A 26423-nucleotide genomic window follows, 5' to 3' on the forward strand; every position below is an offset into this window, starting at 1 on the left:
CCTCACTGACTCTGCGACCGCTCGAACATGCGCCGGCTGAGGTCGGCGGACGCGGCCCAGCCGGCCTCGGTCAGATAGCGAACGGGTTCGCGACCGCACAGTTCCCACAGCACGGTTCGCCGCTGCGGCCATCGCAAGGACGACAGCCACGGCGCAATCACCATGTGGAGCAGGTCTTCATTGCCGATGCGTGACAGAATCCGGGTAGCCCGCTCCGACAGAAGCGTGCCGGAGCCGCCAAGAAGCACGTCGGCGGAACGCAGGCCGAGCAGCAGCGTGTCGGCCAGCCCCTGCTCCGCCGCGTAGTCGAGTACACTTTGCTGCTCCGCCTCGCTCAGGCGGCTGGCGCTGGCTCGGATATCGCAGACATAGCCGGCACAGGGTTCGCGATTGAAAAAGGCCTTGGCAACGCTAATGCAGGAAAGCAGCAAGGTGTCGGAAGCCGAAATGAAAGGCACGCTGCCGCCGGCGATCTCGACCGAGCGCTTGCGCCGCAGAAATCCATCGGTATCGCGTGGGCTCGGCGACCCCGGCTGCTGGAGCCGGTAGTGGAGATCGACCGTGGACGGTCTCGACCCGCTGCCACGCTCCATATGCTGTTCGCCCAGAAAGCGAACCCACCAGACGGAACGGGACTTGCCCGCCACCTCATAGCCAATCGAACGGAGCGCTTCACGCGCTTTGAAAAAACCGGTCGGCGCCACCAGGATGTCGACATCCCCGGAAGGCTTCATGAAGTGATCGCCATAGAGCAGGTGTTGCTGAACCGGGCCCTTCAGGAAGACGAAATCGATATGCGTGTCGCGCAGCACCTTGTCGATCGTTATCGAGTCCATGATGCCGGACGAGTTCATCGAAACCGTCCGTCTGCGATAGATGTCGAGCCATTCAAGCAGCCCGGGCGGTGCTCCGCTTGCCGGCGTGCGAGACAAGGCCTTCAAAACGAAGGTCGCCACCTTGTTGAGCCTGGCGATATCGCAGATGTTGGCAACGGAGATGGCTGGCACACACGCTTCGCCGGCACCCGCCCCTGAGGCGAAAAACAGCCTCAGGCACGCCTGCACATAGGCCACTTCGTCGGCGCAGCCGGCAGCGCGCAATCTTTCGAAGGAACCTTCCTGCAACGCCATTCCGCTCAAAGTCTCCGTAAAAAAAAATTGCCCGACGCGTTATATTGCAACTGCGAAGAAAAGCATCGCCAAAATCGTTCGCGCCGTCCAGTTTTTCCTTCTGCGTCCATTTCCTTGCAACCGGAGCGTTTACGGACCCAATTTTGAAAACGAGGGAAAGCGCGGCGAAAATCTCAATCGGCATCGGCAACGCCGGTCCCAAAACGTCGGATTTTGCATCAATTAGATGCATATTTTGCTTTGCCTAAAAGGTAGGCATTTTAGTAAAAACATTTATCCTAATTAAATCAGATGCTTAATAACGGGGCATCGACACGTCGTTGAATTCCTTTGTAAGGCGTGACTACGGTGCAATTGCCAGCGGTTTGATCACCGTTGGAGGCAAGCGCAACCAACAATTGATTAACGGTTGGTAAATCAGGCTTGACTCATACATGACGCCCATGCAGCTATTGCATTGCAGCATAGAAATGTGCTGACGGTACTCGACAGGCCGTTTCCAGTCCTTATTGGAGAGTAAAATGGAACAGAATGTTGAAAAGCATGAATACGAAACGCCAAGCCTGACGGTTCACGGTTCTATTGAATCGATCACGCAGGGCGGCGGTGGCTCGACGGCGCTCGACGCCGCGTTCCCCGCTCACACGCCGATCGGCGAACTCACCTTCTCTTAATCCTAATTCTCGTTGGGGTGACGAAGTTCGGCATCTAAATTCGGTATCTAAAGCCGACGCATCAAGGGGAGCCGGGGGCCAAAAACCCCGGCTCCCCGACCATTCCCTGGAACTGCCGAAGCGTATTGTAACCCGAGGTTTTAGGAATGAACTGGGACCCATCTGACCAAGATCGTGTAAGTGCGACCAAGGATGCCGTAGCCTGCGAATTTGGCAACGGACTGGCGCTCCTCGATCTGAAATCCAACATCTACTACAGCCTGAACAGCGTCGGCGCCTACATCTGGGAGCTGATCCAGGAGCCAAAGCCTATCTCTGAAATCCATAGCGCCGTGCTTGCGCGCTACAATGTCGACCCGGAGCGCTGCAAGGCCGATGTCGACGGATTGCTGAAGGGCCTGGCCGATTCAGGACTTGCGAGGCTCCACCATGAGGAACTTGTCTAGAGTTCTCTCCCTGAGTGGTTCGGAGATGCTCTTCCTGGCTCGCTGCCTTCTGGTGGTTGCGGCGGTGCGGCTGGGACTGACGCTGTTCTCCTACAATCGCGTTCGCCACATGGTGACGCGACTGGATGCACGTCAACCAGCCGACATCGGCGAATTACGGCGTGTCGCCTGGGGTGTAGCAGCCGCGGCCCGCTTCGTGCCGCGTGCGAGCTGTCTTACCCAGGCTCTTTCCGGCCAGTACATTCTTGCCCGCCAAGGCAATGCTTCGAAGATCCGCATCGGAATAGAGCGGGATACGGGCACGCAACTGAAGGCGCATGCCTGGCTGATGAGCGGCAACCACATCGTGCTTGGCGGCTCCATAGACAGGTTCACCCATCTCGTCGACCACGGTCAGTAGCCGATGAGCGGCGTCGCCGGAATTCTGCTCAGGCGGGAAGGCAAGCCGACCGCCGCGGCTGACATTCAGCGCATGCTTGCGCGCATGCACCATCGTGCCCGTGACGGCAGTTCGTGGTGGATGGACACGACAGTCGCTCTCGGTCACGCATGGCTCAACACAACCGACGAATCCGGGCCCGGTCCCTTGACCATGGGTGCCGGCAAACTCGCGATCACCGCAGACTGCCGGCTCGATAACAGGGACGAATTGCTGGCGAAGCTGGGCATCAGGGACCGGTCGGTCGCCGATGCCACATTGCTGATGCGCGCCTATTTGCGTTGGGGCGAAGCCTGCACCGAGCATCTGCAGGGCGATTTCGCCTTTGCTATATGGGACAGTGAACGCCAGGCGCTGTTTTGTGTGCGCGATCACTTCGGGGTCAAACCCTTCTACTATCATTCGAGTGACCGCCGCTTCGTCTTTGCGTCGGAGATCGGGCCGATCCTCGACGTCGACGGTGTCAGCGCCCGCGTCAGCGAACATCAGATTTCGGGATTTCTGGCCGGGCTGCCTGACGATCCGCAGTCCACGTCCTACACCGATATCTTCCGCCTGCCGGCGCGCCACAGCCTCACCGTGACGGCGCAACAGGTGGTGTTGCGTCGATACTGGCAGATCGAGCCGTCGCAAAGGCCGATGCGATCGGATGCCGCCGAGGAGTTCCGTCATCTGTTCTCGCAATCGGTTCGCAACCGGATGCGCGGGACGTCCGCGGTCGGTGCGATGCTGAGCGGGGGGCTCGATTCCTCCTCGATCGCCTGCGTGGCGAGCATGCAGAATGCAGCCGGACGGAAACCAAGACTGCCGACCTTTTCGTTGGTTTTCGAGAAAGGATCGTCGATGGACGAACGGCCGTTCATCGATGCGGTGCTGGCACAGCAAAAGGTCGACGGCACCCTCATTGCCGTCGGCACCTACGCGCCATTCGCGGAGTTCGAACGCATTCTGGAAGAGCAGGAAGGGACGTTTCTGGCACCCGGCCTCTCGTTGACTCGCGGCATCTACAGGGCCGCTGGCGCGAGGGGCGTGAAAGTCCTGCTGGACGGCCATGGCGGCGACGAAGTCGTTTCCCAGGGCCACGGCCACCTGCACGAACTCGCCGACGCCGGCAGATGGATGGAGCTCTGGCGCGAGTTGCGCAGTGCCTCCAACACCTATGGCGACGGCATACTGGGCATGTACCTCAAGTTCCTGACCGCCTACGGGCCGGCCTGGCGCCTTGCAAAACTCAGGCATGTCATGAACCGCGCGCTAAACAAGGTGCGGCGAAAGCCGGCCCAAGCGCCGCGTGGCCCGAGCTGGCGCGGCTTGATCAATCCGGATCTGGCCCTGCGAACGGACCTCGTCGAAAGGTTTCGCAGGACCGGCTACATGTCGCCTGCGGTCAGCGTCAGCGAGACCTTGACCCATCGCTGGATCCTCTCGGGCGGGATGGTGCCGCACGCTTTCGAGGTTCTCGACAAGGCTGCCGCCAATTTCGGCGTGGAGCCTCGCTATCCGTTCTGGGACAAGCCGCTGGTCGAGTTCTGCCTGGCGCTGCCTGGCGAGGAGAAATTGAACAGGGGCTTTGGCCGCTATGTGCTGCGCCGGGCCATGGAGGGAATCTTGCCTCAGGCGGTTCAGTGGCGGCGCGACAAGATCGATTTCACGTCCAATCTCGTCAACGGCATGCTCGGCAATCACCGCGATCTCCTGGACAAGGTTCTGGTATCGGATGCGACTCTTATCGCTCCATACGTCAACCTGCCCGAGGTGACCGCGGCCTATGGCCGGATTTCACGGCAGCCCGATGCTGCGACGCTACCCGATGTCCAGTATGTCTGGCGCTCGATCGCGCTGTCTCTGTGGCTGCGCCAAATCCAACTTCGTGGGAACCACGCATAATGCCCCGGAACACATCACTCGCCTCGAACCTGAGGCATGACCAGCTAGAAGGCAGGACGGTGCGACAGCCTCGCTTCTACAAGGCGTACGGCCTGACGATCAGTTCGGAAGTGGCGTTGCCCGAACTGGAGCCCGCCGAGCCGGCTGCGGCCGATATCGCGATCACGGTGGGCCCAATCGACTTGCCGGAGCCTTTGCTCGATGCCGGAACCGCTTTCCGGTTCGAACCGGACTGGCAGTATCTGGCATGGCCGGCGGTCGGCGCGTTTCTGATAAGCGATGCCTGCCGGATCGAAGTGGACCCGGCGCCAGGCATCGACGATCCGTTGATCGCGTTTCCGCTGCTGGGGCCGGTCATGGCGCTGCTGCTGCATCAACGCGGCTTGTTGATCCTTCACGCCAGCGCCATCGCCGTCGGTGGCAAAAGTGCAATCTTCATGGGCGACAAGGGCGCCGGCAAATCAACGACTGCGGGCGCGATGATCCGCGCCGGGCATGGATTGCTCACCGACGATGTCGTGGCACTCGATCTGGCCGACCCGGACCGGCCGATGATCGTTCCGGGCTTTCCGCAGCTCAAATTGGCTGCCGATGCTGCCGCCGCCATCCCTCTCAGGCAGGCGGAAGTGCGCCCGCAGGTCCATCCGGCGATCGACAAGACCCAGCATCGCCTGCATGCCGGGTTTTCGCGGGACAAGGTTCCGGCGACAAGGATCTACGTCCTCGAGCGCGGCGAAAAGGCAGCGATATCGCCATTGCCGGGCGTCAGTGCCCTGCCGGCAATCATCAAGTTTTCTTACGTGACACGCTTCGGCCGCCCGGCCCTGGTCGGCGATTTTGCGGCCACACACCTTCGCCAATGCGCCCGGCTGGCCGACCATGTCGGCGTGTGTCGCCTTGAAGTGCCTACGGGCCTGGAGCGAATTGGCGAAGCCGTCGATCTCATCGAGAAGGATCTGGCGGTCGACAATCGTCCGCGCTGAGCAAAGCATGGCTGGATCATCAATCTTTCGCTTGTCGCTGTTCCGGGAGGTCGCCGGGTTCGGCGCCGTCGTGGCTCGGATCGGAGGGCGGAGGGCGTGGACGGCATTGCTCTTCCTGATCCTGGGAAGCCTTACCGAAGGCATCTCGATCCTGCTTCTCGTCCCCTTGCTGCATCTGGTGGGGCGGCCCGATCAGAATTTCGCGATCAAGCTGCCTGATAACGACATGGTGCGCTGGCTGGTGCCGGACGGGACGCTGCAATTGACGACAGTGCTTTGCATGCTCGTCGGGCTTGTCGTGCTGCAGGCCGCTTTCAACCGCTTCAAATCCGTCTACATGGCCAGGCTTCTGCTTGATTTCATCAACCGCCTGCGCATGAATCTGTTCGAGAGCATCGGCAAGGCGCGGTGGGGCATATTCGCGCGCATGCGAAGTTCCGACCTCGACCATGCCCTGACCGGCGACATAGACCGCGTGCAGGCCGCGGCTTTCTCGTTGCTGATGCTGGTGCAAATCGCGGTGCTGCTGGCCGGCTACCTCGTGGTTTCGCTGTTCATTTCTCCCGTGATGACTTCGGTCGCCATCGTCATCGGCGTCCTGACGTTCGCGGCGTTGAAACCGTTCCGCTCCCGGGCCACCGCATTCGGCCGGGTTTTGACGACCAATCGCCAGGAGCAATACCGCACGGTCTCGGAGTTCCTGGGCGGCATCAAGGTGGCCAAGAGCCTGAACGTCGAGGCGACGTATTACGCACAGCTTCAGTCGACGCTGGAGAGAATGAAGACCGACAACATCAACTATGTTCGCAACAGCTCGATCGGCACTGCGCTGTTCCAGGTGGCCAGCGTCATCGGCTTGAGCGTCTTCGTCTACATCGCGCTGGTTCGCTTCAATCTTTCGCTGGCCGAAATCGTCGTCCTGCTTCTGGTTTTCATGCGCATTGCGCCGCGCTTCATGGATATGCAGACGCAGGCGCAACAGATTTTGATCAATCTGCCCGCCTATGCCTCGATGCGAGACTTGCAGACGCGTTTCGACGCCGAGCGCGAACCCGCGAATGACGAGCCTGAGGCAAATGGAAAACTGTCGCTCGACAAGGGGCTGAACATACGCAATGTCTCCTTTGCCTATGGCGACGGCACCAGCAAGCCCGTCGTAAGCGACATCACCTTCGGCCTTCCCGCCGGCAAGGTGACGGCGCTTATCGGCCCCTCAGGATCGGGCAAGAGCACGATCGCCGACATGCTGCTTGGGCTGCTGGAGCCGACGGAAGGCAGAATTCTTGCCGATGGCGTCGAGATCGATGCTGCCAATCGCAGGCGCTGGCGCGATCAGGTGGCGTATGTGCCGCAGGATGTGTTCCTGCTGCACGAGACGATCGCCGCAAATCTTCGCCTTGCCGCGCCGCAAGCCAGCAATGACGATCTTTGGACGGCGCTTCGATCGGCGCATGCCGCGGAGTTTGTCGAGCGGCTCGAGCACCAGCTCGATACGGTGGTCGGCGACCGCGGCGTCCGGCTGTCAGGCGGTGAACGCCAGCGGATAGCACTGGCGCGGGCGCTGCTTCGCAGACCGTCCCTGCTCATTCTGGATGAGGCCACCAGCGCGCTCGACTGGCAGAACCAGTCGTTGATAGCCAAGTCGATCGACGGGCTGCGCGGCTCGATGACGATCCTGACCATTGCGCACCGGCCATCGATGATCGCTTTCGCCGACTGGGTCGTGGCCATGGAAAATGGCCGGATCGTCGAGGTCGGGCAGTATCAAAGATTGAAGGAAAAATCCGGAAGCCGCTTGTCCAGGATGCTGTCGGGCGAGCAATCCGAGAGGGAACCGGCTAGCGCATGACCCCCAAAATCGGATCGATTTTGGAAAGGATCATTCGCCAGATCACAGTCCCGCAGCGTCCTTTGCGGATCCAAAACGACGCGCGCGGCGCTGTGGCGCGACTGAGATCGACGTCGCGGCCTGAAACGATGTTCAGTGAATGCTTCGCCTGGCGCTGAATTTCTCGCCTTCGGTGGCTTTGTCCGCGTTCAGGCTTCTTTCGGCTTCGCGGGCCTTGTCGGCCGATGTCGGGGCGCTCCTGGCGACCATGACGTAGATCAGCAGGAAGTAGCCTACTTGAATGATGACGGCACAGACGACAACGCGAACCAATGCTGTGCCAAGGGACGCGCCGTCGGCATAGGACCATGCCACCACGATCGCGAGGGCGAAAATCATTCCGATGATGAATTTTGGTAGGGACATGGCCGACGATCCGTCAACCAGCCCGAGCATACAAAAACGACGACTTACCCACCCGAGTATCTCCCCATTCGCCATGCGGGCTTATTCAGTTTGCCCGCTTTCGGCCGGTTGCTTCCGACCTTTCCAACCTATCGAGACTCTAACAGAAATAATTTGCGACTCTATTAAGGCGGTAAACTGACGGCAAGGGCAACCGCAAATAATTTTGCACGGGTTTCCGAGATCGACTCTGCCATGTTGCGACGCACACGTAGCCACCACAGCCAATCTCAGGTCACGAAACCTGCGCCAGTAAAATCTACAATATTGAATAGTATTTTATGCGAATAACTTTACTCTCTGCACCATCTAAGAGCCATCTCATGTTCCGCGACCCGCTGGAAAGAACGAATCTCCCCAAATTGGCCTCAAAAAGGTACTAGATTTCCTGACTTTGCTCATAGATTGTCACAAACGTGCCACAAAGGCGAAATTTTGTGCAGGACGAGTTTATTATTTAGTCAAATCATGACGTGACTATTTCAACAGCATGGGAAATTGTGTGTTGCGCTGCAGCATTTTTTTGATATCTTGCCGTAAACCATTCGTTGAACGTATGGAGTTTCGGCATGAGGGATATCGTTAAGTCGGCCAATGCGGGCTTTTCGCAGGTCGGCATTGATTTTCCGCCACCGATCGGCGGGCTGCTCAAACGCAGTTTTGATATTATTGGTTCACTGGTCGGCCTGGTAGCGCTCAGCCCGCTGTTTGTGATGGTCGCGCTGCTTGTCAAGCTGTCCGACGGCGGCTCGATTTTCTACGGTCACAAGCGGATCGGGCGGGGCGGGCGGATTTTCCCGTGCCTCAAGTTCCGCACGATGGTGCCGGACGGGGAACGGGTGCTGGCCGCTTACCTTGCGGCCAATCCGGACGCCAAAGCCGAATGGATAGCGACCCGCAAGCTGAAGAACGATCCGCGCGTCACGCGTGTCGGAGCCGTGCTGAGGAAGCTCAGCCTCGATGAGTTGCCGCAGATCATCAACATCCTGCAGGGCGATATGAGCCTTGTCGGACCTCGCCCCGTGGTGCGCGACGAGCTTGAGATCTATGGCAGTGCAGCGGTTTATTACCTGAAGTCGCGCCCCGGCCTGACCGGGCTTTGGCAGGTCAGCGGACGCAACGATGTTTCCTATGACAGCCGTGTCGCGTTCGATCGGCATTATGTCGAGAACTGGTCGCTGTTCGAGGACGTTCGGATCATCATCAAGACCGTGCCTGCCGTCTGGATGTCACGCGGCTCCTACTAACCGGGCCTTAAAGCCGCCTTTGCGGCGCGGCGATACCGACAGCAAGCTCATCGGGCGATGGGGCCAAAGCGGATCGGAAACGTTCAGTTGAAAACAGATATTTTCGAATTCCTTCGCACCGGCAGGACTGCCGGTCGTTTGGCGCCGGCCCGCCTGGTGACCGCTTGCCTCGCACTGTCCCTCACCTTCCCGCAGATGGCCGCAGCCGACGAGTATCGCCTCGGCTCGCAGGACAAGCTCAACATCCGCGTCGCCGAATGGCAGACCGTCGAAGGCACGTTCCGCGACTGGTCGGCCGTAAACGGAGAATACACGGTCGGTCCCGCCGGAACCTTGTCGGTGCCGTTCGTGGGCGAGATGCCGGCGGTCGGCAAGACCACTTCGGAGATAGCTGCCGCGATCGGCCAGGCATTGCAGCGTAAGCTGGCGCTGTCGGACCGCCCGGAAGCATCGGTGGAAATGGTGCTGTTCCGGCCGTTCTACATTTCGGGCGAGGTGCAAACCCCCGGCCAGTTTCCTTACGTGCCCGAGCTGACCGTGCTGAAGGCGATCAGCGTTGCCGGCGGCATAAGGCGCAACGCCGATTACGGCCCTCAGCTCGGCAAGGACCTGGTTACCGCCAAGGGCAATTACGACATTTACGAGGACCAGCAGGTTCGCCTGCTTGTCAGGCGGGCCCGTATCGATGCCGACATTGCCGGCAAATCGAGCTTCGAAGTGCCGAAGGAGATCGCAGACGATCCGCGACTGCCGCCCATCGTCGCCGATGAAATGGCGATTCTGACGTCCGACCAGAAGAAGCTGAAGCTGAAGCTGCAGGCGCTCGATGAATTGAAGGGCGTTTTGCAGGCCGAAATCGAATCGCTGGAGAAGAAGATCACCAACCAGCAGCGACAGGTCGACCTGGCCAAGCAACAACTCGACAGCATCGGTCCGCTGGCGCAGAAGGGCTTGATCGTCAACACGCGTGTGCTGACTTCGGAGCAATCGATCGCCAATCTGCAGGGCCAGGTCCTGGATTATGAAACGGCCATCCTTACCGCCAAGCAGTCGATCAGCAAGGCGACGCAGGACGCCATCGATGCCGAGAACACCCAAAGTTCGAGCCTCGCCGCCGACCGCCAGCAAACCGAGACGGATCTGAACGAGGCCACACTCAGGGTGGGCATGCAGAAAGCCCTCATGACAGCGGCCACGGACCCTGCATCCCAGCCGCTCGGAAACAACGAACAACCCAGCCTGACTTACGCGCTGGTTCGAGAGGTCGACGGCAAGACCAGCGAGATCGCCGCTACCGAGGACACGCCGGTGCTGCCGGGCGACGTGATCAAGGTGAAGCTGGCGCCGATGGCCAGCCAATAGGGGCCAGTCGACAGGCGTTGGGAACGAGCTTGGCGGGTGCGGACGCTGTGACCGGCAAGGGTTGAACAGGCAGCGTTGAAATGCCGCCCGGACGGGCGGAAGCGCAGCGATCCGCTGGTGAAAGCACAGAATGCAGCCGTCAACCCGTCACGTTTATCTCAATCTCGACGCGTTGCGTGGCGTCGCAGCCATAAGCGTGATGCTTTATCATTTCTCGCCGTTCATCACCGACGGCAAGGTGCTTCCCTCAAGCTATCTAGCGGTCGACCTGTTCTTTCTGCTGAGCGGTTTTGTCATCGCTCACGCCTATGACAGGAAGATCGAAACCGGGATGGGGTTCGGCACATTCCTGCTGATCCGGCTGATTCGCCTCTATCCGCTTTACCTTGCCGGCACGCTGCTTGGCTTTTTCTATCTGCTGATCAAGAACCGGCTCATGCCTGCGGAATACCTGCCGCTTTCGGACATCGCCGTGATGCTGACGACGGGCATGTTTTTCATTCCGCTGGTCAGCAGCGCCTATCACACGATCTTTCCGCTCAACCCCGCCTCCTGGTCGCTGTTTTTCGAGCTTCTCGTCAACATCGCCTATTTCCTGCTGTTCTTCGTCCTCTCGAAAAGAGTGCTGGCGAGCCTCATCGCCGGCAGCCTCGTGCTGCTGGTCGTGGCGGCGGCTCTGGCCGGCACGCTCGACTTCGGCATGACCGGACAAACCATCATCAGCGGCTTGCCGCGCGTGTGTTTCTCGTTCTTTCTTGGCGTGCTGCTGTGCCGATCGATAGGACTTTATCGGGGCAAGCTGGGCTTCCTGCAGACGGGCTACTGGATCGAGATTTCGATCGTGCTGACGCTGGTGGCCTTTGCCATCGCGCCGGGCGGCGCAATGCGCCCGATCTATGATCTGATCTGCATCGTGCTGCTGTTTCCGATCATGGTCGTGGTTGGAGCCTTGGCGCCAACCCATCCGCGCTGCTCAAAGCTCTACAGCTGGCTCGGGCGGATTTCCTACCCGATCTACATCATTCACACGCCGCTGCTGATGATCATCGCCGGAGCCGGCAAGGCCGTGTCCATCGATCCTTTCGCAAATCATCCCTGGTTCGGCATCGTTATGGCCATTGCCGTGATCGTCATCGGCGACATCGGGACCCGCATCTTCGACGAACCGGTGCGGCGGTTTCTGCAGCGGCAAATGCTGCCGCGCCCTCGCGCCATTGCGTAAAGCCCGGAACCTTTCAGGCTCGTCGCCCCGCCACCCCAATCGATCAACAGGAACAAGCGTTTCAGCTGCCTGCGACTTTGGCTTCCTGGATGGCAATCCGGCTACGCTGTCGCCGGACCTGAGGCACGCTGCGCAGCTTGAAGAGGCTGTAGTAGACGACGAATGACGCCGTGAAATACGGGCCCAGCATTTCGACTTCGAAGAAGGAGCGGAGCAACATCAGGCCCACCGCGCCGGCAAGGACGACCGAGTCGGCGCGCCAATCGCGAAATATCACGGTCGAGATATGTCCGTAGAAGGCGCGCAGGATGATCAGCGAAATCAGCGACATCCCGACAAAGCCGAGTTCGACCAGGGTCTCGATATAGGTGTTGTGGAAATGGAAGCCGGTGCGGGTGGTGATGAAGAACTCGGCCCACAGCCTTTCGGCCTCGGCAAAACCCTGCACCCAATAGGCGGCATAGCCATAGCCGAGGATGGGGAACTGCTGGGCAGCCTCCCAGCCCTGCTCCCAGAGATAGGTGCGCCCGGTGAGGGTCGAGTCCTTACCGAAGATGCCGAGCACGAAATCCATAAGGCCAAGATTCAAGGCGGCAAAGACCGACGCAACCAGCGTGCAGGCGCCGACCGCGAACAGAACCCGCCGATAGCGGCGCGACAACACCTTGCTCATGGCAAGCAGGATGACGATCGCCAGAGCCGCCGGCAGCGACGCCACCGAGGTAGCGGAGTGGGCGATGGCGAGCATATAAACCGACAGCAGGCCGATCGGCGCCGTCCAGACCAGGCTTGGCCAGCCACGCCGGTAAAAGATGGCAAAAACGAAGCAGAGATAGATGCCGAGCGAGGAGAAGAAGCCAACCTGGTTCTTGGAGCCGAAGGCGCCGACGAAATTGGTGGTGCCGTCGATGATATCGGTCGCATAGCCGCCGACACGCAGCGAATAGAGCAGGACGAAGAAAATCCCGATCAGCGAGCCCACCACCAAAGTTCGGACGCTGACCGTGCGCGCGGCAATGTAGGCGCACAGGATATGCGAGAAATACTGGATTGCCGCCCTCGCCGTGATACTGGGCGCATGCGACCAGAACACCGATAAGCAGACATAGGCGACAAACAGCAGCGGCAGCCAGGCGTCGGAGAGATGGCGCAAAAACCGCCGGTAGTCGACCAAGATGAGCGGAAGCCAGACCGCATAGTAGGCCAGGATCAGGATCGGACCGAAATTGGTGGAGTAGGCGAAGGCAAAGACCGAAACCGCAACGGCAAAGCTGCCATAGACGGCGCTCTTTTCCGGTTCGACCAGCAGGGATTTTGGAATCTTCATATCGGTATCGGATTTCTCATCCACATGGCCATTCAATTGGGCACGGCGCCGATCGGCGATTTATCCGCGAGATGCCGGCTCTGGGCGCCTATTGTGCAGTGCAACATAACTTACCGCCCCATCGCCTGTCACTCAATGGCAAATGTGTCGCGGGCAAGTGGGGGACCATAACCCATAGGAATGGCGCGAATGCGGCTCATCTGGCGCAAAATCAGGTCGGCGCCTGACGGACTCCTGAAACAACCGGAGCGCCAAGATTCGCCAGGAAGGCGATCGACACCCCGCGATCAACCCCGTGCCTACCAGAGCGCGCCGCCGGTGATCTGTATGTTTTCCATGGTGATGCCCTTGGCGGCATCCGAGCACAGGAAGACGGCCAGTGCCGCGATCTCCTGCGGCTGCAGCATGCGCTGCTGCGGGTTGCCGCGGGCGATCTCGGCCATCGCTTCCTCTGCGGTACGCCCCTTGCCTTCGCGCTCGACGACCTGCGCCACATTGCGGCGCATCAGTTCGGTCTCGACCCAGGTCGGGCTGATCATGACGCAGGTGACGCCGTGTGCTGCCCCTTCCAGCGCCACGCAGCGTGTGAGGCCGAGCAGGCCGGCCTTGGAGGCGCAATAGGCGGGATTGTCCTTCCAACCGACGGAAGCCGCGGTCGAGCCAATGTTGATGATGCGGCCCCAGCTGCGCTCGATCATGCCGGGAAGCACGGCACGGGTGACGCGGAAGGCGCCGGTGAGATTGGTGTCGACGATCTTGTCCCAGAGTGCGTCGGAATGGCCGCATACCGGCTGCTCGGCGGTGGTGCCGGCGGCGTTGACCAGTATGTCGGCAGGGCCGATGGCCGCTTCGGCTTCCGCCGTGAAACGATTGGTCACGTCGGTGTCGCGCACGTCGAGATGGGCGGCGTGGACCCTGGTGCCATGCGAGCCGAGGGCCAAACGCACGCGCTCGATCTCGTCCGCCCGGGGGTAGTAGGCGGCATCGGATTTTTCAACACCGGCGGGCGCGATATAGGAGCCGACGGCGACATTGGCGCCAGCCTCCGCCAGTGCCGTGGCAATCGCAAAACCCATGCCCGAGAAGCCGCCGGTGACGATCGCACTGCGGCCGGCAAGATCTGTCATCGCTCGCATTCTCCGGTCAGTTTGGGACAGACAATCAGGCCAGACACGACTTGTCGATGAGACGCAAGTTAGTCTCCATCGCCGACCATGCCGCCCCGGTGACCAGCGCGACCTTGCCGGCGACGCGGTTCACACCGTCATGTCCCCTGGAGCGGTTTTCCGAGCCAGTCGCGATAGAAACCTTCGAGATCGGGCTCGAAATCATGGACGATCGGATAGCCGGGTGCCGCCGCCTCGACCTCGTGCAGCGTGCAGCATTGCGGGCAGATGAACTCGCGGATCTCCATCCATTCGGGATCGGGCAGATCGCTGTTGGGATAGATCTCACGCAGCGCATCCTCGGTGTTGCGCACGTGGATCGCAGCGTTCAGCTTCCAGTTCTTGCGGTAGTCACCGAAGGAATGGCCGCATTCGCACCGGGTCACACGCTCATCACCGCTCTGGCAGATGAACAGATGGTCGGAAACCGGCAACAGGATCGGGTCTTTCCAGGCGACACGGTCCTGATAGACGGCGATCATCTTGAAGAAACGGTCATCGTCCTTGTAGGCGCTCATGATGCGCCGCGTCTGCGGCCATGGCAGCTGACCGGCGGCCAGGTCGCGGATGACTTCCTTGCTGTATGAGGTCATGGTCTTTCACTCCGCCGCAAAGATCGATTTGGCATCGACGTTCCAGAAATCGCTGAAATCCCTGGTGAAGCGCGACGACAGCTTGATCGCGCTGGCGTACATTTTCTTCACCTCCGGCGCGAAGTCGGCCTTCTCGACGCGGACACGTTCGGCCGCGATCCAGTCCGACACCGGCATCGCTTTCGCCAGCCGTTGCTTGCGCATGGCGGCGCGACGCTCGACAGTGGCGTTGACATCGGCAACCGGATAGCCGTCGGCATCGTCTTCCAGCACGATGCCGAAAACCTGGTCCGCCGCTTCGCGGGTCAGATAGCCGTTTTCGACATCCCAGGCGGTCTTGATCGGATCGCGTTCCAGCACGTCGCCATAGCCGCCGCCGCCATTGTAGGAGTGGCTGAAGATGTCACCGGCCTTGTGCGGCGCGGTGATGTAGGGACCTTCAACCACGGCGTGATCGCCGCCAAAGCGCTTCTCGTAGTCCGAGACATGCGGGTCGATGCCAGGCGCATGCGCCAGTGGCTCACCCTTTGCGGCCAAGTCCTGAATGTTGGAGTTACGCACCGCACGATGCTTTTGGCAGGTCGGCGCCGGATAGCCGCCGCACATGCCGCCATTGTCGAACACCCTGGAGGAATGCTCCGAGGTGTGGAGCCTGAGATGCGAAGTCTTGTTGATCAGCCAGGTCGAGACGAAGGAGCAGCCACCGCGATATTTGCCGGCGCCGCCGGAATTCGGGACGATCGAGCGGCCGATATAGACCATCGGCATCGACTGTTCCCAGACCTCGATGTTGCCCATGTCGGATTCCGGGTTCCAGCCGACATAGGCGGTATCGAGCCCGTCCTTGATGGCGAGCGCGCCGGAGCCGGCGGCGGCGCATTCGAAATGCGCCATGCCGAACGGCGTGCCGTACTGGCTCTCGCCGCCCATCTCGATCATCGGGCTGTTAACCTGGCCGACAAAGGCTTCCTCGACATAGCCGCGCGCCACGAAGCTGCGCGACAACAGTCGCTGGAAGACACCATAGGCCGGCAGCAGCAACGCCCATGAGGTGGCTGTCGCCACCATCTCGTTGTCGGGATTGGTCCAGGTGCCGTGCGGCAGTTTGAGTTCGGTCGCCATCCAGGCGCCGTCATTGACCAGCCCCTCGAAATTCATGTGCTGGGTCAGCGTCACGAACATGCCGCCATCCATGCCGGCCGGCGTGCAGTTCATGGAATGGTAGCCCCAGGGCTGGGTGCCCTCAAAGTCCATGGTGATCTTGCCGTCAGTGGTGATCTCCATCTCGATGGGGATGTTGTAGAGCCAGTTCGGATCGCCGAGCGGCTGGAAGCCGGGTTTGCCTTCGGTGACATGGCCGTAGAAGGTATGGCCGCGATAGATGCCGGGAACGGTGAGCTGACGTGTGCGGGCAAGCTGGGCGCGGCGACCTTCCTCGATGAATTCCTTCGACACCTTCATCCAGTAGTCGAGGCCTATCTCCGAAATCAGCTGCTTGACGCTTTCGCGCATGTCGATGCAGGAGGCGACCTTGGCCTTCTCGTCCAGCACCCAATAGATCGGCATGCGCAGATTGCGCTCGCAGCGGATGACATAGTCGCGGCGGATCTCGTCATTCTCGCCGATCTTCTCGGCGCAGACGAACAGCCCCTCGGTGAAGCGCTCCTGCGCCAGACAGACATCGCCGCCGGGCGTGATGCCGCCGACTTCCAACTCGTGGCAGACCGCACCGGCCCAGCCGACCAGCGTGCCTTCGTAAAAGATCGGCACCACGTCCATGACGTCGGGGACCTGGACGGTGCCGATGAAGGCATCATTGTTGGCGAAGATGTCGCCTTCGCGGATGCGCGGGTTCTCCTCGTAGCCTTCCCTGATCATCCATTTGATGAAGCGGCTCATCGTGTGGACATGGACCATGATGCCGTTGGAGAGCGCGATGGCGTCGCCCTCGGGCGTATAGATCGCCACGACCATCTCGCCGACCTCGCGCACGCCGGGCGAGGCCGAGATGCGGCGGGCCATTTCGCGCGCCGAGACGCAATAGGCGCGCAGCTTGGTGTGCAGTGTCTCGAATTTCAGCGGGTCCTGGTTGCGCAGTGACAGTTCGGTGATGCCGTCATAGCAGCCGGTCTCATCCATCAGCCGTTCGGATTCGATCAGCCGTTCGCGAAGGCGCAGGGCCGAGGCAGGTTTGTCCAACATGGCGTTCGCCCTCTCAAGCATGGGAATAGTGAAGCAGCGTCCATTCATCGACAAAGACGCGGTCTTGCGGATGGACGACGAGCGTGGTGGCGGGGTGTTCGATGATGGCCGGGCCGATGACCTCATGGCCGGGCTGCAACAGGTCCATCTCGTAGAGATTGGCCTTGTGCCAGCGCCCGGCGATATAGGCCTCGCGCACACCCTTGTGGGCAGATGCGGGATTGGAGGCACCGAGCGGACGCTTGAGCAGCACCGGTTTGACCTTGTCGGCGGTGGCGATCAGCCCGAGTTCGGTGATGGTGAAGCCGGCCTCGCCATAGCGCGAAACGCGGTGGTTGACCTTGGCATAGACAGCCTCGAACTCGTCGATAACCCTACGCATGTCGTCGGCCGATCTCACCTCGGCCAGCGGCGCCATGACCTCGACGTCCTCGAGCTGGCCGGTGTAGCGCATCATCAGGAACGGCACGGTCCTGATCTTCTCCCTGGCATGGCCGTCGGCAATCATCTCGTCGACCGCGGCCTTGGTCAGATCATTCCAGACCGTGGTGACCTTGGCGCCGAAAGCGGCAAGCGTCGCCTCGTCCGCTCGCGACGGGATGTCATGCTGCGTCGACACCGAATGACGGCGCATGAAATCGGCCGTGGTGCAGCCGAAGGCCGAAAAGGCGGCAGCGAACTGGAAGGTGATGATGTCCTTGAAGCCGATGCCCCTGGAGCAGCCGGCCAGATGCAGCGGACCCGAGCCGCCATAGGAGAGCAGCGTGAATTCCGACGGGTGGATGCCTTGCCCCGAGATCACCCGGCGTAGCGCGTTATTGGCGTCGGCCTCCAGCATGTCGATCATGCCTTCGGCGGCCTCCTCCAGCCCGACGCCCAGTATGTCGGAGCATTTCTCCTGGAAGGCGCGCCTGGCCTTTTCGACCTGCAGCTTGACCTTGCCGCCGAGGAAATAGTCGGGATTGAGCCGGCCGAGGATCGCATCGCAATCGGCGATGGTCGGCTCGGTGCCGCCGCGATCGAAGCAGATCGGGCCGGGATCGGCGCCCGCACTTTCCGGCCCGAGGCTGACCTTCCTTGTCAGCGGATCGACCTTGAGGATCATGCCGGCGCCGGCGCCGATCGTGTCGAGATGCAGCGTTGGCACGTTGAGCTTGAAGCGGTCCATCAGCGGCTCGTTCTCGATCCGCGTCTGGCCGCGCGCGATGACACCCATGTCGAAGGAGGTGCCGCCCATGTCGGAGCAGATCAGCGAGTCGTTGCCGATCAGCTTGCCGACATAGGCAGCACCAAGGATGCCGCCGATCGGACCGGAGATCATGGTCTCATGCAGGCGCGGATGGTTGATCGAGGTCAGGCCACCGAAGGAGAGCAGCGTCTGCACACCGTATTTGAAGCCGTATTTCTTCGAGACGTCCTCGATCCCCTTGAGCTGCTTGCGGCCGCGTGAGGTGGCATAGGCTTCGATCAGCACCGAGTTCAGCCGCGACTGTTCGCGGATAACCGGGCGGACCTCGTGGCTGGTGTAGACGATGATCTCGGCGCCGGCCTTGTCGATCTCCGCGCGGCAGATTTCGGCAATGCGCTTCTCGTGCACCGGATTGACGTGCGAGAAGATCGTCATGATGCAGATGGCTTCGACCTTGTCGGCGATCAGCTTTTTCGCAGCGGCCGCAACCTCATGTTCATAGAGCGGCAGCACGATGTCGCCGAACTGGTCGATCCGCTCGGTGACACCATGGGTGCGGCGGCGCGGCACCAGCGGGTCGGGATGATGGTGGGTCACCGCGTGCAGCCGGTCGGCATAGGAATAGTCGGCCCAGGCCTGCAGACCGCGGCCCATCAGGATCATGTCCTCGAGGCCCTTGGTGGTGATCAGGCCGAGCCGGCGCCCGGTGCGCGACAGCAGCGTGTTGAGCATGCCGGTACCGGAATAGAGCACGACATTGACGCCAGAAAAAAGCGCTTCGAGCGAGATGCCCCAGGCGTCGGCAGCGTCCTCGGCCGAGGCAAGGAAGCCCTCAGCCTCGTTCTTCGGCGTGGTCGCCGACTTGCCGATCTTGAAGTGGCCGTCCTGATCGACAAGGATCGTGTCGGTCATGGTGCCGCCGGCGTCGATACCGATGACGATTGGGTTGCCAACGACGGGACTGGTGAGGTTTGGCTGGGTCACGGTCGCCTCGGGATCTGGTTTAGGATGACGCAAGGCTAGATTCGATGGATGGCCTCGCGCCATATGCCTAAAGACACAATGACGGTTGGGTAGGGATCGCCGAGAAAAGGGCATGCGCATGGGGAACATCTGGGCGCCGCTCGCCAAAGCGATCGCTGCCACCGGCACGGACCGACATGTCGACTGCCTGATCGACCTGATTGGCGCCGACATTGCGCACGACCTCGTCACCGTGACGCGCTACTCGGCGACCAAGACGCCTGAATTCGTCAAGCACCGGCACTTTTCCGACGAGATGGTGCGGCGCTATCTTGCCAGCTACTATGTGTTCGATCCCTTCTATGCGTCATGGCGGCGCGAGCGCCGACTCGGCATCATGCCGCTGAAGCGGTTTGCCGACGACGAGGCCAAGCGTGGCCAGTACATTGCCGGCTTTCTGGCGCAGTCGGAAATCTCCGACGAGGTCGGCATTATGCTCGCCGATGGTGGCGACTGGTGCCTCGGCATCTTCCTCGACCGCTCGACCCTGTCGTTCAAGGACAGCGAGATCGCCTTGCTGGAGGACCGGCTGCAGGTGTTCGAGGCGTTGCACGCGCTCGATATCAAGGCGCGCGGGGCCGACTTCTCCCGCACGTCGGCACCGACGAGCCGCGGCGCCTCGCCCCAGCAGCAGCCAAGCATTCCGACGAGCCTGTGGCCGGAACTGTCGCTGCGCGAACGCGAGCTCGTCCAGCTCATCCTGGCGGGCCACCCGACCGCGAACATTGCCGAGCGTCTCGGTATCACCGTCGGTACAGTCAAGAACCACCGGCGCCGCATCTACGAGAAGCTCGACATCACCACCGAGCGGGAACTGTTTCTGCAGTTCTTCCAGCACCGGGCGGCGTAGCTGGAGATCGCACCTTTCGTCGCGCCGTTGCCGCCTTGCGTGGGATGAATACAATAGGCGAAGAATCGTCCGTGCAGCTATGTGGCAAGCAAGACGGATACACAGTCTGGAGGGAACGGATGGGCAAGCCTCGCATCTTCCTGGGCTCGTCGGGAAAGCAGAAAAAATTGCTTGATGCGCTGACACGCGGTCTTGAAGAGATCGCGCAAGTCGAGCCCTGGACGACCTCCTTCAGCCCCGGCACGACCACGCTGGGGCGCCTCATCGAGCTTACCCGCGAGGTCGACTTCGCCGCCTTTGTGTTCGCCCAGGACGACTGGACGAGCGCGAGCCAGCCGGAATCGTCCGCTTCGGTATCGGCTCAGGCTTCTCCCCGAGACAACGTGGTTTTCGAAGCCGGGCTTTTCGGCGGTGTCCTCGGGATGCGCCGCACGTTTATCCTCCATGCGAACGGCGCCAAGCTTCCCAGCGATCTGCTCGGCCTGACCTCGGTACGGTACGGCGAGGCAGCGACCGCGGCGGAGATGAGAGCGATCAATCAAAAGCTGCGGAGCGCAATCGAAAATGAGGGCAACATCGCCCGCATAGAGGGTCTTTGGTGGCAGTTTTCCCTGTCGGAGCGCACCGCGAAGGAGCCGTCCGCCGTGAGCCTGCTGCGCGTCGCGCGAAACCGCGAGGGTGCGCTCGAGCTGACGGGGCGCTCATGGCAGGAGAATGGCAGCCTATCAGCCAGGTATTGGAGCGAAGCGTTGAAGGAGAAGAAGGAGCCCTCCGGCATCTTCTACTATTGGAACGGAGAACGGCCCCTGGATGCGAACGCGCCGCAGTTGCACGGGACAGGCGAGATCCGGCTGGAGACCGCCGATCGCGCGTCGGGCTATTTCATAACGCGCGCGGACACGCAGCCGGAACTCAACGCGCGCACCTCCGGCGTCTATTTGCGCGCCGATGCCGAGGACTTGGCGATCCTGGACGGGCGGGACAATCAGCGGCGGGTGGAGTTGATCGCAGAGCAGCTGAGCCATTGGCAATCAATCAAGAACGGCTGAGTCCAGCGTTCAAGCATGTCGCGGCGGCGAGGGCCAGGGCCTTCGCCCACCTCGAAAAACCATCGCCGCTTTGTCTGTGAGAGCTCGACATCCCCGCCGGGCGCGAGTTGTCCACCGGCGCCTCGGGCTGGCCCAGCATGACCCTGTTCCCAGGCTCCAATTCCCGGCTTGAACTTGGTGCAAGTTGACTTCACATTCGCCGCCGATTGGGAGGAATGCCACATGCCGATGAGTTTCGCAGGACGGTTTGCCGGACGATCGGCCGTGATCACCGGCGGCGCCTCCGGCATCGGCCTGGCTGTCGCGCAAAGGATCACCGAAGAGGGCGGACGGGTTTGTGTGTGGGACCGCGACCCCGGCCAGATCGAGCAGGCCAAGGCCGCCATTGCCGGTCTGCACGGCGTGATCGTCGACGTTTCCGATCCAGCCGCGGTTGAAGACGCGGCACGGCGGACGATCAAAACCCTTGGCGCGGTCGATATCCTGGTCACAAGTGCGGCCATCACCGGACCGAACATGACCACATGGGAGTATTCCATCGACGATTGGCGCCGGGTCATCGACATCAACCTCAACGGTGTCTTCTTCTGCAACAAGGCGCTGGTGCCGCACATGCTCGAACGCAACTACGGCAGGATCGTCAACATCGCCTCGATTGCCGGCAAGGAGGGAAACCCCAACGCCTCGGCCTACAGCACTTCGAAAGCCGCGGTGATCGGCCTGACCAAGTCGCTGGGCAAGGAACTGGCCAAGACCAAGGTGACGGTCAACTGCGTCACGCCGGCAGCCGTGCGCACCGCGATCTTCCAACAGATGAGCCAGCAGCATATCGATTTCATGCTGTCGAAAATACCGATGGCGCGGTTTGGCGAGGTCGAAGAGGTGGCGGCGCTGATCTGCTGGATCGCTTCCGAGGAATGCTCCTTCACGACGGCAGCGGTTTTCGATGTTTCCGGCGGCCGGGCCACCTATTGAGGCAAATTGGACGCGACCTGGCGGTTGTAGCTGTGGTGCTGGAGTTCGCTTCATTTGCCTAGGACCGACCCTCCCCCGTCCGACGATGAGCTGCTCGACTGTTTCCAGCGGGCGGCCTTCGGCTATTTCCTGGAAACCGTGAACCCGGTGAACGGACTGGTCGCCGACACGTCGCGGCCGAATTGGCCGGCAAGCATCGCGGTCGTCGGCTTTGCGCTGTCCTGCTATCCCATCGGGGTCGAGCGCGGCTGGATGACACGCAATGATGCCGCGAGTCTGACGCTTGCCACACTGCGCTTCTTCCGAAACAGCCGGCAAGGCAATGGCGACGACGTCACCGGCCACAAGGGTTTCTACTACCATTTCCTCGACATGCAGACCGGCCTGCGCACCTGGCGATGCGAACTGTCCATGGTCGACACGGCGCTGCTGATGGCCGGCGTGCTGGTTGCAGGCGCCTATTTCTCAAGCGACAGCGAAGACGAGGTCGAAATTCGCGACCTAAGTGATGCGCTCTACCGGCGCGTCGACTGGCGCTGGGCGCAAGGCCGCCGTCCAACATTGCGGCAGGGCTGGAAGCCGAAGAGCGGCTTTCTGTACTCTGACTGGGAAGGCTACAACGAAGCGACGATCCTCTATGTCCTGGCGATGGCTTCACCAGACAGACCGGCCTCCGACGACAGCTATGCCGCCTGGACTGCGACATATCAGTGGGAAAACATCTACGGCTACGACGTGCTCTATGGCGGGCCGCTGTTCATGCACCAGTTCTCGCATGCCTGGATCGACTTCGACGGCATCCAGGATGCGTTCATGCGCGAGAAGAGCTCCGACTATTTCGAAAACAGCCGTCGCGCGACCTACATCCACCGCCACTATGGGCGGCAGAACCCGCTTGGCTACGATGGCTACAACGACGGACTGTGGGGACTTTCGGCGGGTGACGGACCCGGCAGTTTTCGCGCGCAGATCGAGCGGCGGCCGCGCAAGTTTTTCAGCTATGCGGCACGAGGCGCACCCTTCGGCCCGGACGACGGGACGATCGCGCCGTGGTCGTGTCTGGCATCGCTGCCCTTCGCGCCGGAAATCTGCCTGCCGGCGCTGCGGCAGCTGCAGGAGCGCTACCCCGGGATGATCGACAATTTCAGGATGCCGAGCGGCTTCAATCCGAGCCTGGCCAACCGGCGAGGTTTCGGGCCGAGCGGCTGGGTGTCGGAAGGCCAATACGGCCTGGACCAGGGCATCGTCGTGATGATGATCGAAAACCACCGCTCGCGGCTGATCTGGGACCTGATGCGGTCAAACCAGCATATCCGTCTCGGCCTGAGCAAGGCGGGTTTCACAGGCGGTTGGCTGTCGCAGCCTGCGAACCCACCCACGCGCGAACATGACGCTGAATGATGGGTGCTGTGCCTCGCGGGCTTTTGACTGTAGATGGGACTCTATCTCTTTGTTTGAGCATGATATTTTCCGAAAACCGGATTCCACTTTTCGGGATCATGCTCTAGTGTAACCGCACGAACTCCAGGCGTTTTGAGCAGCAGTGAACAAATTCAACGAACCTTCCCGCAAGGAGCGACGCACCCTGGTGCTGTCTTTCGACCCAGCCTTCCCTCCTGCCTCCGGCGCGGATCTCAGAAACTATGGCAATGCCGTAGCCGCAGCGGAATTCGGATCGGTCTGCCTTGTCTCAATCCGGCCGCAGTCCGATCCGTCGAGACCGCCCGCTTCCAAAATCCATATGGCTGCCTTGACGATAGACGGTGAGGCCCGCACGCCTTCGATGGGTTGGTGGAGAAGCCGGGCCGAGCACCGAACTCCACGCTCCGCGTTGATCCGCCTCGAGGCGCTTGTTCACAAGTTTCGCCCGGACACCATCGTGGTCGAGGGAATCGCATTGTTCAAACTGCTCAGTCCTTTGCGGCCATTGACCAGACAGCTCATTCTCGACATGCACAATGTTGAATCCAGCCTGGCGGGCCAGCTGCATCGTGCCGACGGCGCTCGATCGGTACCTTCGATCCTCTCCTTTGGCGTCAGGCGCCTCGAAAGAAAGGCGCTTACCATCGTCGACAGGGTCTGGGTCTGTTCGAGACAGGACCGCGAAAGGTTGGCCATGCTTTCCCGGCACAAGGTGCCGATCGATATCGTTCCGAACGGCATCCCCCGTTCCGACGGGATCCCCACGAGCCTGCCCGTGGAGGCCGCAACGGCCGACGGCTTTCCGATCATTCTGTTTGTCGGCCATCTCGGATACGACCCGAACATCGACGCCGCCGGGCGGCTGGCCGGCAGCATCCTGCCGCGCATCCGGCAGGCGTTGCCGACCGCGAAATTGATTCTTGCCGGCCGCTCTCCCAAGCCGGCGTTGAAAGCGTTGACAAGGCTGCCAGGCGTGGAGCTCGTCGAGAATCCGGACGATGTGGGCCCGCTGCTGTCGCGGGCGCACCTCAGCATCATCCCGCTTTCCTCAGGTGGCGGCACGCGTATCAAGATTCTCGAGGCGATGGCCTGGGGCATTCCGGTGATCGCGACGCCGCTGGCCGCCGAAGGACTGGACCTGGCCAACAGTGAAGAGGTGCTTTTATCAGGGTCGGACGAAAGGCTTGCGGAAATGGCGATCGAGCTTTGCCTCGATCGCGTGCGCATGGCGCGGCAGCGTGGCCGCGCGCATGAAGCGGTGTGGTCCAGGTTCGGCCCGCAAGCCATCCGCAATGCTGTCCGCAGCGGGTTCGGGCCGGACGATGCGGCACAGCACCTTGTTCTCACGTCCATGAGCCGCCGATGATCCCGCCTATCCTGCACCAGACATGGAAGACCGACAGCGTCCCTGCCCACTTCCAGGGCTACGTCGAGAGTTGGAGGAAGCACCACCCCGACTGGACGATGATGTTCTGGAACGACCGGATGCTGCTCGAATTCGTCGCCGAGCACTATCCGGATTTCCTGCCGACCTTTTGCAGCTATTCGCAGGGCGTGCTGCGCGCCGATGCGGGGCGCTATCTGTTGCTGTACCATTTTGGCGGGGTCTATGCCGACATCGACTGCGAATGCGTCGCGCCATTCGATCCGGTCATGGGCGAGGATCGGATCGTGCTCTGCAAGGAACCGGACACGCACGCACTCGTCCAAGCGGATTTCCGGAGCCTGCCTTACCTGCTGTTCAACGGAACGATGGCCAGCCCACCCCGCCATCACTTCTGGCTGCAGGTCTTGTCCATGCTGCCAGGATTGGTCCACGCCAAGGAAGCGATCGATGCGACCGGCCCCTGTGTACTGACTTCCGCCCAGCTCGGCTATGGCGATCAAACTGCGTTCGCCATACATACTTCCGCCTTGTTCACGCCAGTGGATTCAACGGGACGCAGAAACGGCAACGGGGCGCTCACGCTGTCGATTCATCACTGGGCCGGCACGTGGTGGACACCACAGCCGCCACCACGATGGCGGGACAAGCTTCGCAACCACGCCTATCGGTCCTGGCATCATCTCACGCGCGGCGCGCATCTGAACGAGGCGGCGGCGAAAGCGAGCGTCAGCCGGGCGGCGCTTTCGGCGCCGCATCCGTCGGGCCAGAACATCGCCATTCTGGTGCCGCTTCGCGATGCGGCCGACCATATACAGCCGTTCCTCGATGCCTTGCAGGCACTCGACTACCCCAGAGACAGGATCAAGCTGGCCTTCTGCGAAGGCGACAGCACGGACGGAAGCTGGGAACGGCTGCAAGCAGCAGTGGCGCCGCTTGCCGAGAGCTATCGCGGCATCGTCCTGCTGCAAAAACATATGGGCACGAGCCTCGACCGCGCCAAGCGAACGAAACCACGGCTGCAGCGCACCAGGCGGGGCGCCATTGCCAAGGTGCGCAACCATCTGATCGATCATGGGCTTGATGCCGCCGACGACTGGGCGCTGTGGATGGACATCGACGTCTGGCGATTCCCGCGCGACATCGTAAGCCGGCTGATCGCAACCGGGCATCGCATCGCCGTCCCCAACTGCGTAAAGATCGCCGGTGGCGACAGCTTCGACCTCAACAGCTTCATCAGCGTCCGACCCGACAAGGATTATCGCTATTATCGGGAAATACGCGGCGGCCTCTACCAGCCTCCTGCGCACTCCTTCAGCCGTCTCCACCTCAGCGATGTCAGGCATCTCGAAAAGATCGGGCTTGATGGCGTCGGCGGAACCATGCTTCTGGTCGACGCCGCATTGCATCGTGGCGGGCTTCGTTTTCCGGAAATTCCCTACCGCGACCTGATCGAAACCGAGGCCTTTGGCGTGCTGGCCAACGATCTGGGCATCAGGCCGGTCGGCCTTCCCAAGGTTGAGATACTGCATGTCCCCTGGTGATCGCGGCGCGGGCGGG

General features: G+C 61.3%; 22 protein-coding genes. 15 read left to right on the forward strand and 7 right to left on the reverse strand.

The genetic code is table 11. The features are described from left to right. Positions 1 to 2 precede the first annotated feature (2 nt). Positions 3 to 1130 (reverse strand): nucleotidyltransferase family protein, encoded by a 1128-nt coding sequence (locus tag LHFGNBLO_RS06045; RefSeq protein ID WP_258605151.1) that lies wholly within the window; start codon positions 1128 to 1130, stop codon positions 3 to 5. A 521-nt stretch (positions 1131 to 1651) separates the two neighbouring features. On the opposite strand from LHFGNBLO_RS06045, the gene LHFGNBLO_RS06050 reads away from it, so the two are divergent. The 6 genes from LHFGNBLO_RS06050 to LHFGNBLO_RS06075 all read left to right on the forward strand — a co-directional run bounded on the left by LHFGNBLO_RS06050 (position 1652) and on the right by LHFGNBLO_RS06075 (position 7408). After that, positions 1652 to 1804, forward strand: a complete 153-nt coding sequence (locus LHFGNBLO_RS06050; protein WP_258605152.1) for a lasso peptide — start codon at positions 1652 to 1654, stop codon at positions 1802 to 1804. Between the two features lie 146 nt (positions 1805 to 1950). Further along, positions 1951 to 2250: a PqqD family protein gene (locus LHFGNBLO_RS06055; protein WP_258605153.1), complete on the forward strand. Its 300-nt coding sequence runs from the start codon at positions 1951 to 1953 to the stop codon at positions 2248 to 2250. Between the two features lie 25 nt (positions 2251 to 2275). Then, positions 2276 to 2650 (forward strand): lasso peptide biosynthesis B2 protein, encoded by a 375-nt coding sequence (locus LHFGNBLO_RS06060; protein WP_258605155.1) that lies wholly within the window; start codon positions 2276 to 2278, stop codon positions 2648 to 2650. A gap of 3 nt (positions 2651 to 2653) precedes the next feature. Beyond that, positions 2654 to 4576 (forward strand): lasso peptide isopeptide bond-forming cyclase, encoded by a 1923-nt coding sequence (locus tag LHFGNBLO_RS06065; protein ID WP_258605157.1) that lies wholly within the window; start codon positions 2654 to 2656, stop codon positions 4574 to 4576. Continuing rightward, positions 4573 to 5559: a serine kinase gene (locus LHFGNBLO_RS06070; protein ID WP_413774704.1), complete on the forward strand. Its 987-nt coding sequence runs from the start codon at positions 4573 to 4575 to the stop codon at positions 5557 to 5559. The genes LHFGNBLO_RS06065 and LHFGNBLO_RS06070 overlap by 4 nt, the downstream gene beginning before the upstream one ends. A 7-nt stretch (positions 5560 to 5566) precedes the next feature. After that, the gene (locus LHFGNBLO_RS06075) at positions 5567 to 7408 is read left to right on the forward strand and encodes an ABC transporter ATP-binding protein (protein ID WP_258605160.1); all 1842 of its coding nucleotides are present in this window, start codon (positions 5567 to 5569) and stop codon (positions 7406 to 7408) included. 132 nt (positions 7409 to 7540) lie between these two features. On the opposite strand, the gene LHFGNBLO_RS06080 is transcribed toward LHFGNBLO_RS06075, so the two are convergent. Continuing rightward, positions 7541 to 7888, reverse strand: a complete 348-nt coding sequence (locus tag LHFGNBLO_RS06080; RefSeq protein ID WP_258605161.1) for an exopolysaccharide production repressor protein — start codon at positions 7886 to 7888, stop codon at positions 7541 to 7543. A gap of 533 nt (positions 7889 to 8421) precedes the next feature. On the opposite strand from LHFGNBLO_RS06080, the gene LHFGNBLO_RS06085 reads away from it, so the two are divergent. The 3 genes from LHFGNBLO_RS06085 (at position 8422) to LHFGNBLO_RS06095 (ending at position 11683) form a co-directional block, all read left to right on the forward strand. Continuing rightward, positions 8422 to 9099 carry a sugar transferase gene (locus LHFGNBLO_RS06085; protein ID WP_258605162.1) on the forward strand — a complete coding sequence of 226 codons (678 nt, stop codon included), beginning with the start codon at positions 8422 to 8424 and terminating at the stop codon, positions 9097 to 9099. Between the two features lie 87 nt (positions 9100 to 9186). Then, positions 9187 to 10461 carry a polysaccharide biosynthesis/export family protein gene (locus LHFGNBLO_RS06090; RefSeq protein WP_258605164.1) on the forward strand — a complete coding sequence of 425 codons (1275 nt, stop codon included), beginning with the start codon at positions 9187 to 9189 and terminating at the stop codon, positions 10459 to 10461. Positions 10462 to 10591: 130 nt separating this feature from the next. Further along, positions 10592 to 11683, forward strand: a complete 1092-nt coding sequence (locus LHFGNBLO_RS06095; protein ID WP_258605165.1) for an acyltransferase family protein — start codon at positions 10592 to 10594, stop codon at positions 11681 to 11683. A gap of 61 nt (positions 11684 to 11744) precedes the next feature. Here the strand turns inward: LHFGNBLO_RS06095 and LHFGNBLO_RS06100 are convergent, their stop codons facing one another. The 5 genes from LHFGNBLO_RS06100 to LHFGNBLO_RS06120 form a co-directional block, all read right to left on the reverse strand. Further along, on the reverse strand, positions 11745 to 13010 hold the full coding sequence (locus tag LHFGNBLO_RS06100; protein ID WP_258605167.1) for an O-antigen ligase family protein: 1266 nt from the start codon (positions 13008 to 13010) through the stop codon (positions 11745 to 11747). 299 nt (positions 13011 to 13309) lie between these two features. Then, the gene (locus LHFGNBLO_RS06105) at positions 13310 to 14137 is read right to left on the reverse strand and encodes an SDR family NAD(P)-dependent oxidoreductase (protein WP_258605168.1); all 828 of its coding nucleotides are present in this window, start codon (positions 14135 to 14137) and stop codon (positions 13310 to 13312) included. Positions 14138 to 14274: 137 nt separating this feature from the next. After that, positions 14275 to 14769: an acetone carboxylase subunit gamma gene (locus LHFGNBLO_RS06110; protein ID WP_258605170.1), complete on the reverse strand. Its 495-nt coding sequence runs from the start codon at positions 14767 to 14769 to the stop codon at positions 14275 to 14277. 6 nt (positions 14770 to 14775) lie between these two features. Further along, positions 14776 to 16971 (reverse strand): hydantoinase B/oxoprolinase family protein, encoded by a 2196-nt coding sequence (locus tag LHFGNBLO_RS06115; protein ID WP_258605172.1) that lies wholly within the window; start codon positions 16969 to 16971, stop codon positions 14776 to 14778. A gap of 13 nt (positions 16972 to 16984) precedes the next feature. Beyond that, positions 16985 to 19144, reverse strand: coding sequence for a hydantoinase/oxoprolinase family protein (locus tag LHFGNBLO_RS06120; RefSeq protein ID WP_258605173.1), 2160 nt, complete (start codon positions 19142 to 19144; stop codon positions 16985 to 16987). Positions 19145 to 19256: 112 nt separating this feature from the next. On the opposite strand from LHFGNBLO_RS06120, the gene LHFGNBLO_RS06125 reads away from it, so the two are divergent. The 6 genes from LHFGNBLO_RS06125 to LHFGNBLO_RS06150 all read left to right on the forward strand — a co-directional run bounded on the left by LHFGNBLO_RS06125 (position 19257) and on the right by LHFGNBLO_RS06150 (position 26407). Further along, entirely contained in the window at positions 19257 to 20033 is a 777-nt protein-coding gene (locus tag LHFGNBLO_RS06125; RefSeq protein ID WP_258605175.1) for a helix-turn-helix transcriptional regulator, read from the forward strand. A gap of 119 nt (positions 20034 to 20152) precedes the next feature. Further along, on the forward strand, positions 20153 to 21082 hold the full coding sequence (locus LHFGNBLO_RS06130) for a nucleotide-binding protein (protein ID WP_258605176.1): 930 nt from the start codon (positions 20153 to 20155) through the stop codon (positions 21080 to 21082). Between the two features lie 222 nt (positions 21083 to 21304). Then, positions 21305 to 22057 (forward strand): SDR family NAD(P)-dependent oxidoreductase, encoded by a 753-nt coding sequence (locus LHFGNBLO_RS06135; protein WP_258605177.1) that lies wholly within the window; start codon positions 21305 to 21307, stop codon positions 22055 to 22057. 54 nt (positions 22058 to 22111) lie between these two features. Next, positions 22112 to 23458, forward strand: coding sequence for a glucoamylase family protein (locus tag LHFGNBLO_RS06140; protein ID WP_258605178.1), 1347 nt, complete (start codon positions 22112 to 22114; stop codon positions 23456 to 23458). Positions 23459 to 23645: 187 nt separating this feature from the next. Then, positions 23646 to 24845, forward strand: a complete 1200-nt coding sequence (locus LHFGNBLO_RS06145) for a glycosyltransferase family 4 protein (RefSeq protein WP_413774705.1) — start codon at positions 23646 to 23648, stop codon at positions 24843 to 24845. Beyond that, the gene (locus LHFGNBLO_RS06150) at positions 24842 to 26407 is read left to right on the forward strand and encodes a glycosyltransferase (RefSeq protein WP_258605179.1); all 1566 of its coding nucleotides are present in this window, start codon (positions 24842 to 24844) and stop codon (positions 26405 to 26407) included. The genes LHFGNBLO_RS06145 and LHFGNBLO_RS06150 overlap by 4 nt, the downstream gene beginning before the upstream one ends. Positions 26408 to 26423: the final 16 nt, after the last annotated feature.

The sequence above is a fragment of the Mesorhizobium sp. AR10 genome (assembly GCF_024746795.1).
Taxonomy (GTDB): Bacteria; Pseudomonadota; Alphaproteobacteria; order Rhizobiales; family Rhizobiaceae; genus Mesorhizobium.

Excerpts from the sequence above, each read along its gene's own strand:
- LHFGNBLO_RS06085 (WP_258605162.1), top strand. The coding sequence starts at position 8,422 with ATGAGGGATATCGTTAAGTCGGCCAATGCGGGCTTTTCGCAGGTCGGC.
- LHFGNBLO_RS06100 (WP_258605167.1), bottom strand. The coding sequence starts at position 13,010 with ATGAAGATTCCAAAATCCCTGCTGGTCGAACCGGAAAAGAGCGCCGTC.
- LHFGNBLO_RS06080 (WP_258605161.1), bottom strand. The coding sequence starts at position 7,888 with ATGGCGAATGGGGAGATACTCGGGTGGGTAAGTCGTCGTTTTTGTATG.
- LHFGNBLO_RS06075 (WP_258605160.1), top strand. The coding sequence starts at position 5,567 with ATGGCTGGATCATCAATCTTTCGCTTGTCGCTGTTCCGGGAGGTCGCC.
- LHFGNBLO_RS06135 (WP_258605177.1), top strand. The coding sequence starts at position 21,305 with ATGCCGATGAGTTTCGCAGGACGGTTTGCCGGACGATCGGCCGTGATC.
- LHFGNBLO_RS06125 (WP_258605175.1), top strand. The coding sequence starts at position 19,257 with ATGCGCATGGGGAACATCTGGGCGCCGCTCGCCAAAGCGATCGCTGCC.
- LHFGNBLO_RS06050 (WP_258605152.1), top strand. The coding sequence starts at position 1,652 with ATGGAACAGAATGTTGAAAAGCATGAATACGAAACGCCAAGCCTGACG.
- LHFGNBLO_RS06150 (WP_258605179.1), top strand. The coding sequence starts at position 24,842 with ATGATCCCGCCTATCCTGCACCAGACATGGAAGACCGACAGCGTCCCT.
- LHFGNBLO_RS06045 (WP_258605151.1), bottom strand. The coding sequence starts at position 1,130 with ATGGCGTTGCAGGAAGGTTCCTTCGAAAGATTGCGCGCTGCCGGCTGC.
- LHFGNBLO_RS06060 (WP_258605155.1), top strand. The coding sequence starts at position 2,276 with ATGCTCTTCCTGGCTCGCTGCCTTCTGGTGGTTGCGGCGGTGCGGCTG.
- LHFGNBLO_RS06110 (WP_258605170.1), bottom strand. The coding sequence starts at position 14,769 with ATGACCTCATACAGCAAGGAAGTCATCCGCGACCTGGCCGCCGGTCAG.
- LHFGNBLO_RS06065 (WP_258605157.1), top strand. The coding sequence starts at position 2,654 with ATGAGCGGCGTCGCCGGAATTCTGCTCAGGCGGGAAGGCAAGCCGACC.
- LHFGNBLO_RS06115 (WP_258605172.1), bottom strand. The coding sequence starts at position 16,971 with ATGTTGGACAAACCTGCCTCGGCCCTGCGCCTTCGCGAACGGCTGATC.
- LHFGNBLO_RS06130 (WP_258605176.1), top strand. The coding sequence starts at position 20,153 with ATGGGCAAGCCTCGCATCTTCCTGGGCTCGTCGGGAAAGCAGAAAAAA.
- LHFGNBLO_RS06105 (WP_258605168.1), bottom strand. The coding sequence starts at position 14,137 with ATGACAGATCTTGCCGGCCGCAGTGCGATCGTCACCGGCGGCTTCTCG.
- LHFGNBLO_RS06095 (WP_258605165.1), top strand. The coding sequence starts at position 10,592 with ATGCAGCCGTCAACCCGTCACGTTTATCTCAATCTCGACGCGTTGCGT.
- LHFGNBLO_RS06055 (WP_258605153.1), top strand. The coding sequence starts at position 1,951 with ATGAACTGGGACCCATCTGACCAAGATCGTGTAAGTGCGACCAAGGAT.